The following is a 12,916-nucleotide window of genomic DNA, read 5'->3' as shown; positions in this document are numbered from 1 at the left end:
TCAAGCCCTTTATCAGTACCTAGAACATACCTCCCCTCAGTGGCGATGAAGAGTACCAGGCCGGACCAGAAGGGTGAAGAACCCCTAGCCTACACCGAGCCACATGTTTCTCTTATATCTCATATATCGTTACTTAATCTCTAAAGATAATATTCGTTAAATATCTTGTAGTTAATTTTATAACCCCCACGCCCCTACTGGAAAACACGGAGAGCGCCGCGGGGCGCCGGGGAGAAACCCGGCACGCGGCGAAGAAGCACGCTCACGGGAAAAATGGGGGCCGGACAGAGGTCCGGCCCGACAGGGTCGCCGAGGTGTCGGATGCGAGCCCGCTAAGACCCGGGCCCTCCGGCACCCGCCCCCTCAGGCCGTTGCGGCCGTGGCTCCGGTTGATCCTGCCGGACCCGACCGCTATCGGGGTAAGGCTAAGCCATGGGAGTCGAACGCCCGCCGCCGCGGGCGTGGCGGACGGCTGAGTAACACGTGGCTAACCTACCCTCGGGAGGGGGATAACACCGGGAAACTGGTGCTAATCCCCCATAGGGGCGGTGGCCTGGAAGGGTACCGCCCCGAAAGGGGGAGGCGGGGGTTATCGCCGCCTCTCCGCCCGAGGATGGGGCTGCGCCCTATCAGGTAGTTGGCGGGGTAACGGCCCGCCAAGCCTAAGACGGGTAGGGGCCGTGGGAGCGGGAGCCCCCAGATGGGCACTGAGACAAGGGCCCAGGCCCTACGGGGCGCACCAGGCGCGAAAACTCCGCAATGCGGGCAACCGTGACGGGGTTACCCCGAGTGCCCCCATTACGGGGGCTTTTCCCCGCTGTAAACAGGCGGGGGTAATAAGCGGGGGGCAAGTCTGGTGTCAGCCGCCGCGGTAATACCAGCCCCGCGAGTGGTCGGGACGTTTATTGGGCCTAAAGCGCCCGTAGCCGGCCTGGTAGGTCCCCTCCTAAAACCCGGGGCTCAACCCCGGGGGTGGAGGGGAAACCACCAGGCTAGGGGGCGGGAGAGGCCGAGGGTACTCCCGGGGTAGGGGCGAAATCCGATAATCCCGGGAGGACCGCCAGTGGCGAAGGCGCTCGGCTGGAACGCGCCCGACGGTGAGGGGCGAAAGCCGGGGGAGCGAACCGGATTAGATACCCGGGTAGTCCCGGCTGTAAACGATGCGGGCTAGGTGTTGGGCGGGCTTCGAGCCCGCCCAGTGCCGCAGGGAAGCCGTTAAGCCCGCCGCCTGGGGAGTACGGCCGCAAGGCTGAAACTTAAAGGAATTGGCGGGGGAGCACCACAAGGGGTGGAGCCTGCGGCTTAATTGGAGTCAACGCCGGGAACCTCACCGGGGGCGACAGCAGGATGAAGGTCAGGCTGAAGACCTTACCTGACGCGCTGAGAGGAGGTGCATGGCCGTCGCCAGCTCGTGCCGTGAGGTGTCCGGTTAAGTCCGGCAACGAGCGAGACCCCCACCCCTACTTGCTACCCGGGGCTCCGGCCCCGGGGCACAGTAGGGGGACTGCCGCCGTATAAGGCGGAGGAAGGAGGGGGCTATGGCAGGTCAGCATGCCCCGAAACCCCCGGGCTGCACGCGGGCTACAATGGCGGGGACAGCGGGTTGCGACCCCGAAAGGGGGAGCAAATCCCTCAAACCCCGCCGAGGTTGGGATCGAGGGCTGCAACTCGCCCTCGTGAACGCGGAATCCCTAGTAACCGCACGTTAGCATCGTGCGGTGAACACGTCCCTGCTCCTTGCACACACCGCCCGTCGCTCCACCCGAGGGAGGAGGGGGTGAGGCCCCCGGGGGAAACCCCGGGGGTCGAACCCCCTCCTCCCGAGGGGGGAGAAGTCGTAACAAGGTAGCCGTAGGGGAACCTGCGGCTGGATCACCTCCAGCTTAGAGCGGTCCTCCGGGGGAAGTGCCGGAGGGCCCGGGATGGCGAGAGGTTCGCATCCGACACCTCGGCGACCCTACTCTGTTGATATTGTCTCAATTTAGCTTTCGTCCTTTCTTTGCTCACGATTGGTTGGAAATTTCCAGCTAGTTCTTCGTTACTTCTGTTGGGCGTTAGATCATAGTGGATTAAATGGGGTACTTACATTGAAAGGTCCTACGGGCATAATATGGATACTAACTGGTAAGTGTAACCTTAATTGCCTCCATTGTTACGCTTCTCGCTTCACTAAATGGGGTCCGGAAGTCGACAAGGAGGTTGTTTCGAGGGTATTGAACGAAGCTATTGAAATGGGTTTGAGATGGGTAAACTTCAGCGGTGGCGAAGTACTAATCTATAAGAAGTGGTTGTTCGAAATATTCAAAGATCTTTTGGACAAGAAGGTTTATCCGAGCGTGGTTTCGAATGGCACTGCTATCACCGAGGAGACAGCGAGGAAGCTCCGCGGGGTTTACGTGTACGTTAGTATAGACGGGCCTAAACACATTCATGAACAAATAAGAGGAGCTGGAACGTGGAACGCTGTTCTCAGGGGTATTAATAACTTGAAGAAACATGGCGTGGAATTTGCCATAATTATGGCAATCAATCCCCTAAATTATAATAAAGTGATAGAAGTCGGTGAACTGGCATACAAGCTAGGTGCAAGCGAATTCATCATTATCCCTACAATGCCGTTCGGTATGGCTAGGGAAACTAAGCTACATATAGATTGGAAGAACTTCCTTCTTTCACTTCATCAAATGAACTATCTACTTACACTGTACGAAATTCGAGGCGGAGCTTGGTGTGCGCCTTGGTCGAGATTTATCGTACGGAACAAACGCTTTCATGCTGGTAACTGTAGGAAACAAAATACGATTGACATAGGACCAGACGGTTCCGTTATGCTATGTGACGTGCTTGATTTCAGATTGGGAAAGGTTACGAAATCGAGTTTCAAAGAGGTTTGGTTAAATTACTTGAATCACCCGCTAGTAAGAGAGATCAAGAGGCCCAGGGGTCACTTATGTTCCAAGTGCCCGTTCTTTAATGAATGTTTGGGCGGGTGTTATGCGAGAGCCTTAACGGAGAGAGGGACATTAGAAGGTGATCCATTATGCCCATTTTTAAATGAAGGATTTCGCATCCTTACGCGGTATTAAATTAGGTATTAAATAACGCCAACTTTTTAAGTGAAATCCCCCTTTTTAAAGAGGGTTAAGAATATTGTCCTCAGCTTCTCCGAAACCTATTATTAAAATCGAAAACATAGTAGCAACGGTATCCATAGATCAAAGGATAGACCTAGAAGAAATAGAAAGGAGGCTCAATAACGTTGAGTATGAACCAGAACAATTTCCCGGTCTGATATTTAGATTAGAGCAACCCAGGGTCACTGCCCTGATTTTCAAGTCCGGTAAGATGGTTATAACTGGAGCCAAGAGCACGGAGGAGCTAATTAGAGCAGTAAAAACGATCTTCGCGATATTGAAACGCGAGGGTATAATTGAGAAGGCTAGACCTAGGATTCAGATTCAAAACATAGTTGCTTCCGCTAACTTGAACGTTCAAGTCGACTTAGAGAAAGCGGCGTATCTCCTCGAAAATAGTATGTATGAACCAGAACAATTCCCGGGCCTTATATATAGACTCGACGAACCCAGAGTAGTCCTACTTCTGTTCTCATCTGGCAAGATGGTTATAACTGGAGCCAAGAGAGAGGAAGAAGTGAAAAAGGCGGTTGATAGGGTCTATAAGAAACTAGAGGAATTGGAATGCATTAGGAAAATGGACGAGGAAGATCTGAGCGAAGAGGAGCTCTTCGAAGACTAAATAACTCACTCTTCTCCAAGCAGCTCTTTTACTTTTTCAACTATCAGATCTAGCTCCTCTTCGGTTAGTTCAACATCTGATGAAATGTCCAGTAGAACTCTCAATAAGCCCTTGTTCGTGGGACAAATGTTCTCGATAACCACCCTTACCTCTTCTTCTAAGTTGAGATTCTTTAGAAATTCGTCTAGTTCCCTAACTTTATCAACTGAACACTTAACGAACTCCCTCAGGATCCTAACCGCGCTATCTAGTGGTCTATATTCAAGCTTAGAGACCTCGGGTCCCAATTCCTTCCATCTCTTTTCTAGTATCTCTAATGCTTCTGCGTTCGATATGAATCTTGCCTCTATCTGTTCCCTCGGCACTCCTACTACCCTCGTTACCGGATATGGAGGAGGAGTTTTTGAGGAGTACCTTATTTCTGATGGTCCTTACCAATGCTCGCGCATCTCTCGAAAGCTTGTATACCCATATGCCTTCTTCCACTTTGACCTTAGTTACAACACCACTCTTTATAAGTATAGAAAGATGATAGTTTAGTTTATCGAAATCTGTTTCCAAACCGTTCTCTTTGAGCGCGTTTCTTAACGCTTCCCAAACTACGCCTTTCTTCGACCTAAGTAGGTATAACGCTAACGCTAGTCTGGCCGGATGTCCTAAAGCGTTTAGCATGATAGCCAATTTCTCAAGCTCGCTTGATATACTTCATCCCTAGACTGCTTATCCAAGAGGAGCGATTTAAGCATATCTCTTTTGATGGAATACTAAGATAATACCATATTCCTAATGCTAGAATTTGATGAAGATATATACTCTTCTTCCTTTTCGTTAATTCAGGTAGGCGTTCAAATGAGTGGAATAACGGAGGAACGGAAACCGATCTTAATGGTTGTTTCAATAGCTATTGTATTCGCACTGGCGTTTATAACTTTCTTAAACTTCAAAGTTACTATGATAGAAGGACCTCTTGAGAAAGCTATTCATAAGATACTACATCAGTTCCAGATGAAGCACTGCGAATGGTTGAAAATAGCTGAGGAATATTCCTTACCTATTCGCGGTACTTGCGAAGCAGATATCAACTCTTTCACAACAGCCCTTTCCGAAGCTATTGCGTTAACGGCCTTCGTAACGGCGATACTAGGTACTATTCTATACTGGAAGAAAAGGTTAAGCTACGTCATGCTCGGTGTGACTGCCCTATTGCTTTTCGGAGTAGCGCCCTTCGAGTTGATAATAGAGCACATGGAACTAGGTTTGATATTGTTCCTAATTTCTATGATGATTATCGTTGAGTACCTAAGCGAGAAAGGGGTACTCGAATGGATAACAATAAAGATGATAAAAGCAAGTAAGTTTAAACCGCTAAACTTCCTTATCATGCTTGCCTTCCTAAGCTGGATAATGGCAGCTTTAGTTGACGAAGTGACGAGCATAGTTTTCGTTACGAGACTAGTTATATCGCTCTCAGGTCTAATAGGAATAGAACCGTTACCGTTGGTGATGTACGCAGTAATGGCGACTAATATCGGTTCGGCGGCAACGATGATAGGTAACCCAATAGGTATTTACATTGCATTACAGTCGGGGAAGAGCTTCGAGGACTTCTTAGTATGGGCAACGCCCGGAAGCCTATCAGCGCTTCTAGTCTTCATCGGAATAGGAATTCTATGGCTCAAGAAACTTGGAGTTACGAAAGCTATAAGGAAGTTAGAGGAAAGCAATATAGAACTAGACGAATGGGGCATATTCAAAGGAATCCCAGCTGAGTACATTAGAGCGTACATAGCCAGGAAAAGGCCCTTTTTGGTCAGTTGGCTTGCCGGTAAAGTAAGCGACCCTGGCGTGCAATTGAATAAAGACGATGAACAAAAGATCGAGAAGATATTGAAGGAGTTCAGAGACGGTTGGATATACTTCACCGCAGTAATTCTGCTAATAGCGTTTCACACGTCCCTATCTGGGGTAGTAAATAGCCTTCTTAACGCGCTGTACTCTTTAGATGCTCATTCGATCCATGCTACTATAACGCCTGAAGCTTTACTTATATTCAGTCCAATTATAGTCGCTTCGATCGTTATGCTCAGATATGAGGAGCCTAGGAGGCTCGTTGAACATGGCGTTGAGTGGTGGACGCTTATCTTCTTCATGTTCTTATTCGCAATTGCATCAGCTTTGAGCTACACGGGAGTTACTGATAAGATGGCTTACGCCTTAATAATGGGTGTTGGTGAATTAAACTTATCTGTTACAATAATGTTGACAGTATCCGTTGCAGTGATCTCCGCTTTAATATCAGCGTTCTTAGATAACATGCCAGTGGTTGTGGCCCTTGCGCCCGTAGTGAAGACGCTAGTTGAGATAGGTTTACCTGGAGCGGACCTCCTTTGGTGGGCATTGCTCTATGGTGCTACTATGGGTGGCAACATGAGTATGATAGGAAGTACGGCAAACATAGTAGCCTTAGGATTACTAGAAAGGCAGAAACATAGAGTATCGAGGTTCATGGAATGGCTCGTAATAGGTACAATCGTTGTAGTGGCTACTCTGGGTGTAGCATTGCTTCTACTAATATTCCACGGTTTACTGGTATACCATTAATGTGACTACTGCCCTAACTCCCCACAACCTGGCCGCGTTTATGAGATCCCTATCTATGTCATAAGCCGAGAAGTTTGTGTCATATAGCAACGTTTCTGGTGATTTAAATGAGCCTTTTCGGAGTATTATTTTGCAACTGCCTTCGAATTGATTGCATTTTCCTTGTATGCACGTAGCCCCGTATCTCGAAATTATACATAAGACTCCTTTCCTTCCTTCCCTACACATTTCCCTTAGCTTCTCTGGCTCGTGGGTGGAGGAAGTAAGGACTATGCAATCCCCTCGGGGCGTTAACCTCTCCTCGCAAGTTATTTCAATCGTGGACTTATGCGTTGCTTGTACGTTCGCGTGAAATTTTCCTAAGAAGTAATACTTGAACGTAGTGCTTCTACGAACCTTTGATAGAGGGCTTCCACCACTAAAGGATGATCACCGAGTGCTTTCGCGAAGACGACTTTCTTACCGCTTCCCTTAGCTACCTCTTCAATTTCCTTCTTCAAGTCTTTGACTACGTGGCTCCCCTCAGCTATAAAAAATGGTACTACAATTACCTCATCGCTCTCTGCAAAGGCCTTTTCGGCTGCTTCCCTTACAGAGGGTGTGCCGAGCAAGAACCCCACGTATACCTTCCCTGCTTTGCGTTTCAATTGCATCGCAACTCTTAAGACCATCTCATTGAACTTCTCGTTTTTACTTCCATGCGCAACAAGTAGGAGCACAGTCAAGATCTTCACGACCTTAGGATCCTAGAGCGAACGTAATTCTATAAGCCTTTCATAGAACTTCCGAGGCTTAAACCGAGCTAGGGTTACATAGGGTCCGTCCAAACTCGAAGAAATGTTTTTCGCCTTCGTACTAATTATGCCATCTATTAATACATCGACCTCTTCCAGATTATATTCTATATTAATAGTTACTTCAGCTGTAGAGGGCAGCACTACAGGCCTCACGTTCAGTTGGATAGGATTTACCGGAACTATTAGTATTGCATCCAATCGAGGATCGATTAGAGGACCCCCAGCTGATAGAGCGTATGCTGTTGAACCCAGAGTAGTTGAAATTATCAAACCGTCACCTTCCAAGCCTTCGTATATCTTCGAACCATCTGAGTACACCGAGAGTTTGGTTACCCTCCGACCCTTACTTAGTACAGCAATCTCGTTCATAGCATTGAATTCACCAAATCTCAAGCGCTTATGCTTTTCAATGGAGTATCTACCTTCTAAGAAACTTTTCAAGCCATCCTCTACTTCCGATTCTTCGAGTTCCAAGAGAAAAGCCCTCCTCCCAGCTCGTATAGTAATTATAGGCGGCGTATCGCAAGGGGTCTTAGAAGCGACGTAAAGAAGGGTTCCATCACCACCTATAACCACTACGAAGTCCGACTCACATGGATTGCAATTAGGAAAATCGCACGTTTCGACCCCATGCCTTCTTAAGATTTCAATAGCCTCCTTGGCTATTCTATCCGCTAACTCCGAACCAGGTTTCCTTGCTATTACTGCTTTCATTATATGACCAAGTAAAATCGCATGTAAGCGCTTTTAGTAGATACTTCTGTATCACGGGAGGTCAAGGAACTATGTCGAACATCGAATGGATAATCCCGTTCATTTATCTGATACGCGAAAAAGGAGATGAGAATCTCTCCGATGAACTGAATTTACCCAAGTCCACACTAAGGAAGTATCTATATTTCGCTGTTAAATTCGGTTTACTGGAGAGGAGCTCTGGGAAGGCATATAGATTAACGGAAAAAGGTTTAGATGCACTTAGCAAGTACTTAATTAAAAGGCTCTCAAGGAGGAGGTTCGTGCTAAAAGGTGTAGATGGATGCTTTTTAATTATTATCCGGAAGCGTTACTCCAAGGCAATTAGAATTCCTTGCGATAATTTCGATGAGATCCGCGTCTCGAACCCCTGAAGTTATTTCTAGGACGTCTCCTCATGTCTCTCCCTTCAGCTTTCGGCCAGTTATCGGGTATCTCGTCTTCAGAAGGACCTTCTTCGTTTAGAACTTCTATCTCGCTCCTTTGATTGACGTTGACCTTTACTTCACCACGGAAGGAGGTCGTCCAGCCATCTCTGATTTCTACTACCTCACCCTCCTTAAGAGTTCCCGCCTTATCTCCCCAAAGAGTTACCCTTACCTTACCCGTCTCATCGCCTATTACTGCCTCGCTTAACTCTCTCGGGCCATACTTCGTTTGAACGGTCTTGACCTCACTGGTTTCGAGGACCTTCCCTTTTATTGTAACGCTCTTGCCTTCCTTTAAGTCAGAGATTTTATCTACCAAACTAACACACCACTACACTAGTGTTCCTTCAAATATCGTTTTTAAGTTATTTACGTTAGCTAATTACGTTGCCTAGTAGCATTGAAATTATTGTAGCACCAATTCCTAGTATGAGGTATTGTATAGCTACCTTGACCCTGTTACTGCCCCCAAAGCTAAGCCCTATTAGAGAAAGTTCTAAATGGGCTAAAACTATGCTTAGTAAGACTCCTAGTGTAGTTTCAAGTACTCCGAATTTCGAGAGAATGATTGGTATTAAAGAGGTTAGTGGAAGGACCAGCGAACCTACTAAGCTCCATAAGGCCACGTAAACCGAGGCGTAATTAACTGCTTTAGCATAGAAACTTTTGTTTAACTTCCTCGCCATAGCCCTTTCTATTTTTCGGAGTTCCTCTAGTCTCTCGGCCCTCTCAGTTATATAGACTCCTACGAATCCGCTTAAAAGACCTAATGAGACGGCACCTCCAAGCACGCTACTTAAGTAAATGTTAGGGTCATTGGAATGAGTTGCGCTTAGAGTTCCATTGAGGATGCCTATAGTTGATAGTAAGGAGTCTACGCCGTTAGTCGCTAACATTCGCCTTGCAATTTCCTTTACGCCCAAGCTTTCAATTACTTCCTTAGCTCTCTCGTTCAATATGCATCTGAGTTAGCTTAGCAGCGGGAAATAAATAAGGACTTGGTGCTCGAGCCCGGCTGATTCATCATTTCCATCAGTTTCGCCATAGTATCTTCATTGCACCGAAACGGGTGCGGTCACGTTTATTACAGTTGGGGGAGTTAAGTTCTTAGTTATTGAGGAGATGAGGAAGAATACCGTGCTGCCGAGGGCTAACCATAATGCAGCCAATACGGCATCCTCTATTAGCGAATGCCCGAAACGCTTTATTTTCAGTATTGGTATTGGAGCACCCCTTAGCATCCACCCTATGACCCACGAGAGACCTACCATCGCCCAGGCGAGAATTGAGAGCTTCAGTGTCCAATCATAGATCATGTCTATTATGCTTCTAAAGTCCATACTAACCCCTTTAGTAGTCATAACCAGCTAATCGGAAACACGCGTGTAATCGAAAGTTTACATCAATTAATTGAACGACCAGATTCAATGTATTTGGGGTTGTGAGGAATGACTGAACAAGAATCTCCCCAAAAAGTGGATAAGGAAAAGATAAAGAAGGAAGTAATTGAGAAAGTATTGAAAAAGGTACACGATCCCGAAATACCTATCTCTGTATGGGATCTAGGATTGGTGTACAACTTAGACGTAACGGATGATGGAATTGTAAAGATAAAGATGACTCTAACTTCACCCACGTGTCCCATAGCAGGACAAATACTGTGGCAGATAGTAAATGGTATCAAGGCAATACCCGGTGTCAAGGACGTGGACTTGGATCTCACTTTCGATCCCCCGTGGACTCCATTTAAAATGAAGGAGGAGGGTAGGAAGAAGTTCAAGGAAATATATGGTTACGATATCGTAGAGGAATACAAAGCGAAATATGGTAGCGAAGAAGGATATTTACGTGCTATGGGCTACATAGATTAATCCATAGATCAATCTCTCCTTAATAATTCTCTCATCCTTTCTTCAAGGTTTATTTCTTCCAAAACCTCAGCGACGCATTTCGGTACTAGTTCCTTCCACCTCTTATCTCCTTTCGCTATCAGTGCGCGTATGTTAGTAGCTACGTAACTATTTCTTTCGAACGCAGGTGGTTCTAAGACTTCATATCCTGCTTCTCTAAATAAAACTTTGACAAGAGGGTTCCTGGAAATTGCAACGTGAAACTTAGGTACGTAGGTCTCAACATGTGAGACCCAAGCTCTATTCATCAAAATGTCGGGTACGGGTATTAAGTAAACCTTGGATAGATCAATGCCTTCGCATTCGAGCGCTCTTTTAATGGACAGTACTCTCTCTCCTGCAGTCAATGGATTTTGAAGGGTATGGCTTTCCTGAGCACTCCCTATAACTATTATTACCTCATCCAGTCTCTCGAGGGCCCATTTGATCAAATGTAAGTGACCTTTGTGGAACGGTTGATACCTTCCGGGTATTACACCCCTTTTAACACCCATTACGATTCCCGAGTCTCAATTTACCTAGCGCTAGAAAGTAAATTCTCATCCCTCTTTTAGCTCAAGTTAATTTCTCTAATGTAACTATATTTCCTTCCTCTAAATCAAGTTCCCTTGCAGCATTGCCTAGGTACTTAGCGATTTCTAAATATCCAAAACTATTAACGTAAACTGCCAGTTCCCCTTTACGAACCTCGGAGAAGGTCTTGACTACCTTAGCCTCGAACTTATTGTTGATTAGTACTTTATCTCCATACGAAAACGGGTTACCTTTATACCATAAAGCTACATTACCGAACTTATCTACGTATATGACTGTACTCCTTAACATTGAACCACTAAGTTCTCTTACTAAATTTACAGGTAACTCTTTGAGAGAGGTAAGGTTGCCTAAGCGTTCTGGGGAGCCACCGCATTCTAAATACGCTCCTACGGGAACGAATATATCGCGACCGTGAAAGGTATGGGATCGATATTTCGTTAGTTTTTTCTCTATTCTGAATACATTACCTACGCCGTACTCAAGGGCAGCCAACCAAACGACCCCGTTGTTGGGTGCTACTACATACCATTCCCCTATCTCCGCTACTATAGGTTCTCTAGAACTTCCGACGCTCGGGTCCACTACCACAACCAAGCTAGATCTGGGAGGTAGGTGAGGAAGAGTTACAAGCGTCGCGTAGGCTCCCTTTAGTATATTGAAACTCTCTATACCATGTGTAATATCAATGATTTCAGCGTTTCTACAAACTTCCTTAGCAACGACCTTTAGTAGCCCCGCATATACGTCATTATACCCATAATCCGTAATTATTCCGATCAAGACTAACGCCTCCCGTTTAAAGTACGTGACACCTAGCAGTAGAAAGATTAATCTTTCCCTTAGAAGCTACTTAACGGGTTAGAAGAAATGAAGAGAATCCAGCTTTTGCTTCCGGGTCCAGTTTCTCTTCATCCGGATGTAGAACTAAGTCAATCGCTCCCAATGATAAACCATAGGGGACCTGAGTTTAGGGAATTAATGAAATCAACTATTTCTAAGTTAAAAGAAATATTTGGGTGCGATTGCGATATTGCATTGTTGACGGCCTCCGGAAGTGGAGCGGTTGAAGCCATGGTAAGTAGCTTTGTAAGCAGGAACGAGAAGATGTTAATTGTTCAGACAGGAACCTTTAGTGATAGAATGGCCACCATAGCTAAGTACTTAGGTATAGATGTAGAATTAATTGAGCCTAAGGAAGGAGAGGGAATAACAGCAGAGGAACTAGATAGTGCATTGAAGAAAACTGGCGCATCGGTCGTTGGAATAGTTGCTAATGAAACGAGTACTGGTGTAGTTCATAGGAACTTAGAGGAGCTAGCTAAAGTTGTCCACGAAAGGGATGGTCTAATACTAGTTGACTCGGTTAGTCATCTAGGTGCACACGAACTATCAATGGATGTAATGGATCTAGATGCTGTCGCTTCAGCTTCCCAGAAGGCACTAATGAGTCCTCCGGGGTTGTCTTTTGTTGCATATAGGGAAAGAGCCCTAGAGAAAATGAAACGCGTTGAAAAGAAGTCTCTATACTGGGACTTAGAACAATACAAGAAGTTCTATGATGAGAAATTTGAGACGCCAGCTACGCCCGCCGTTTCGTTAATTTACGCTTTGAACAAAGCCTTAGAGAAAATACTTTCGATGGGTCTAAGTAATTGGATAAAGAGGCACGAAGCTTTCTCGAAAGTACTGAACGGTATTGTGGAAGAAGCCGGTGGTCGAGTGTATCCCAAGGAGAACTGGCGTTCGAACAGTATTGTGGTGCCGATATTACCAGAAGGCGTGACGCCCGCCCACGCGAAGAATCTAGCAAAAGAGAGATACGGTATAGAAATAGGCTCCGGTGCTTGGAAGCTGAAAGAGAAGAGCATCAGAATTGGAACTATGGGGTGGTACGAATCAGATGTGGTTTACAGGGCTTTGATGTTCCTAGCAGATTTGTATAAGGCTAACAAGGAATTGGTTGATTCGTTCTATGGAGAGTATTTCTCGTTACTCTAAGCCTAGGCCCGAAAACGTCTACTCTAGTCTCGATAGATGGACCTATATAACTACTACTTCTTCCTTTCCTTAGCACTAGACCACCGGAACACGCGAGTTCATCTCTCGCACCAAAGACGAATTCCCATAGTTCTCT

15 protein-coding genes and 1 rRNA gene are annotated in these 12,916 nt (G+C 46.2%); 6 read left to right on the top strand and 10 right to left on the bottom strand.

The features are described 5' to 3' along the window. The first annotated feature begins 382 nt into the window (after window positions 1-382). The 3 genes from EYM_RS03040 (at window position 383) to EYM_RS03030 (ending at window position 3,756) form a co-directional block, all read left to right on the top strand. A 16S ribosomal RNA gene (locus tag EYM_RS03040) occupies window positions 383-1,881 on the top strand. A gap of 206 nt (window positions 1,882-2,087) precedes the next feature. Further along, window positions 2,088-3,086 carry a radical SAM/SPASM domain-containing protein gene (locus tag EYM_RS03035; RefSeq protein ID WP_075049622.1) on the top strand — a complete coding sequence of 333 codons (999 nt, stop codon included), beginning with the start codon at window positions 2,088-2,090 and terminating at the stop codon, window positions 3,084-3,086. A gap of 64 nt (window positions 3,087-3,150) precedes the next feature. Continuing rightward, window positions 3,151-3,756, top strand: coding sequence for a TATA-box-binding protein (locus EYM_RS03030; protein WP_083495014.1), 606 nt, complete (start codon window positions 3,151-3,153; stop codon window positions 3,754-3,756). A 5-nt stretch (window positions 3,757-3,761) separates the two neighbouring features. On the opposite strand, the gene EYM_RS03025 is transcribed toward EYM_RS03030, so the two are convergent. Further along, entirely contained in the window at window positions 3,762-4,043 is a 282-nt protein-coding gene (locus tag EYM_RS03025) for an Rpb4 family DNA-directed RNA polymerase subunit (RefSeq protein ID WP_075049621.1), read from the bottom strand. Beyond that, window positions 4,024-4,437 carry a hypothetical protein gene (locus EYM_RS03020; protein ID WP_075049620.1) on the bottom strand — a complete coding sequence of 138 codons (414 nt, stop codon included), beginning with the start codon at window positions 4,435-4,437 and terminating at the stop codon, window positions 4,024-4,026. The genes EYM_RS03025 and EYM_RS03020 overlap by 20 nt, the downstream gene beginning before the upstream one ends. Before the next feature lie 168 nt (window positions 4,438-4,605). On the opposite strand from EYM_RS03020, the gene EYM_RS03015 reads away from it, so the two are divergent. Next, a complete protein-coding gene (locus EYM_RS03015; protein WP_168050183.1) occupies window positions 4,606-6,357 on the top strand; it encodes an ArsB/NhaD family transporter in 1,752 nt (583 codons plus the stop codon). On the opposite strand, the gene EYM_RS07985 is transcribed toward EYM_RS03015, so the two are convergent. The 6 genes from EYM_RS07985 to cedA1 all read right to left on the bottom strand — a co-directional run bounded on the left by EYM_RS07985 (window position 6,340) and on the right by cedA1 (window position 9,675). Next, the gene (locus EYM_RS07985) at window positions 6,340-6,669 is read right to left on the bottom strand and encodes a DUF371 domain-containing protein (RefSeq protein WP_420806572.1); all 330 of its coding nucleotides are present in this window, start codon (window positions 6,667-6,669) and stop codon (window positions 6,340-6,342) included. The genes EYM_RS03015 and EYM_RS07985 overlap by 18 nt on opposite strands. 47 nt (window positions 6,670-6,716) lie before the next feature. Next, window positions 6,717-7,091 (bottom strand): sirohydrochlorin chelatase, encoded by a 375-nt coding sequence (locus tag EYM_RS03005; RefSeq protein ID WP_075049617.1) that lies wholly within the window; start codon window positions 7,089-7,091, stop codon window positions 6,717-6,719. Between the two features lie 12 nt (window positions 7,092-7,103). After that, entirely contained in the window at window positions 7,104-7,868 is a 765-nt protein-coding gene (locus tag EYM_RS03000; RefSeq protein WP_075049616.1) for an NAD(+)/NADH kinase, read from the bottom strand. Window positions 7,869-8,231: 363 nt separating this feature from the next. Then, window positions 8,232-8,654, bottom strand: coding sequence for an OB-fold nucleic acid binding domain-containing protein (locus tag EYM_RS02995; RefSeq protein ID WP_075049615.1), 423 nt, complete (start codon window positions 8,652-8,654; stop codon window positions 8,232-8,234). Window positions 8,655-8,709: 55 nt separating this feature from the next. Beyond that, window positions 8,710-9,291 (bottom strand): hypothetical protein, encoded by a 582-nt coding sequence (locus tag EYM_RS02990; protein WP_075049614.1) that lies wholly within the window; start codon window positions 9,289-9,291, stop codon window positions 8,710-8,712. 96 nt (window positions 9,292-9,387) lie between these two features. Then, window positions 9,388-9,675: a DNA import protein CedA1 gene (cedA1, locus tag EYM_RS02985; RefSeq protein WP_075049613.1), complete on the bottom strand. Its 288-nt coding sequence runs from the start codon at window positions 9,673-9,675 to the stop codon at window positions 9,388-9,390. A 108-nt stretch (window positions 9,676-9,783) separates the two neighbouring features. Between cedA1 and EYM_RS02980 the strand changes: the two genes are divergently transcribed. Further along, window positions 9,784-10,206 (top strand): metal-sulfur cluster assembly factor, encoded by a 423-nt coding sequence (locus EYM_RS02980; RefSeq protein WP_075049612.1) that lies wholly within the window; start codon window positions 9,784-9,786, stop codon window positions 10,204-10,206. Between the two features lie 8 nt (window positions 10,207-10,214). Here EYM_RS02980 and EYM_RS02975 read toward each other — a convergent pair whose 3' ends face one another. Further along, window positions 10,215-10,739 carry a nicotinamide-nucleotide adenylyltransferase gene (locus EYM_RS02975; protein WP_075049611.1) on the bottom strand — a complete coding sequence of 175 codons (525 nt, stop codon included), beginning with the start codon at window positions 10,737-10,739 and terminating at the stop codon, window positions 10,215-10,217. Between the two features lie 61 nt (window positions 10,740-10,800). Next, on the bottom strand, window positions 10,801-11,562 hold the full coding sequence (locus tag EYM_RS02970; RefSeq protein ID WP_075049610.1) for an SAM hydrolase/SAM-dependent halogenase family protein: 762 nt from the start codon (window positions 11,560-11,562) through the stop codon (window positions 10,801-10,803). A gap of 87 nt (window positions 11,563-11,649) precedes the next feature. On the opposite strand from EYM_RS02970, the gene EYM_RS02965 reads away from it, so the two are divergent. Next, window positions 11,650-12,780 carry a pyridoxal-phosphate-dependent aminotransferase family protein gene (locus EYM_RS02965; protein ID WP_075049609.1) on the top strand — a complete coding sequence of 377 codons (1,131 nt, stop codon included), beginning with the start codon at window positions 11,650-11,652 and terminating at the stop codon, window positions 12,778-12,780. Window positions 12,781-12,916 lie beyond the last annotated feature (136 nt).

Source organism: Ignicoccus islandicus DSM 13165, assembly GCF_001481685.1.
GTDB lineage: Archaea > Thermoproteota > Thermoprotei_A > Sulfolobales > Ignicoccaceae > Ignicoccus > Ignicoccus islandicus.
Note: the sequence above shows the minus strand (reverse complement) of the source record. Positions and strands in the feature narration are given on the sequence as shown.

Bases quoted from the DNA above. Each gene is read 5' to 3' on its own strand.
- EYM_RS03015 (WP_168050183.1), top strand. From the start codon at position 4,606: ATGAGTGGAATAACGGAGGAACGGAAACCGATCTTAATGGTTGTTTCA.
- EYM_RS03000 (WP_075049616.1), bottom strand. From the start codon at position 7,868: ATGAAAGCAGTAATAGCAAGGAAACCTGGTTCGGAGTTAGCGGATAGA.
- cedA1 (WP_075049613.1), bottom strand. From the start codon at position 9,675: ATGGACTTTAGAAGCATAATAGACATGATCTATGATTGGACACTGAAG.
- EYM_RS02980 (WP_075049612.1), top strand. From the start codon at position 9,784: ATGACTGAACAAGAATCTCCCCAAAAAGTGGATAAGGAAAAGATAAAG.
- EYM_RS02975 (WP_075049611.1), bottom strand. From the start codon at position 10,739: ATGGGTGTTAAAAGGGGTGTAATACCCGGAAGGTATCAACCGTTCCAC.
- EYM_RS02965 (WP_075049609.1), top strand. From the start codon at position 11,650: ATGAAGAGAATCCAGCTTTTGCTTCCGGGTCCAGTTTCTCTTCATCCG.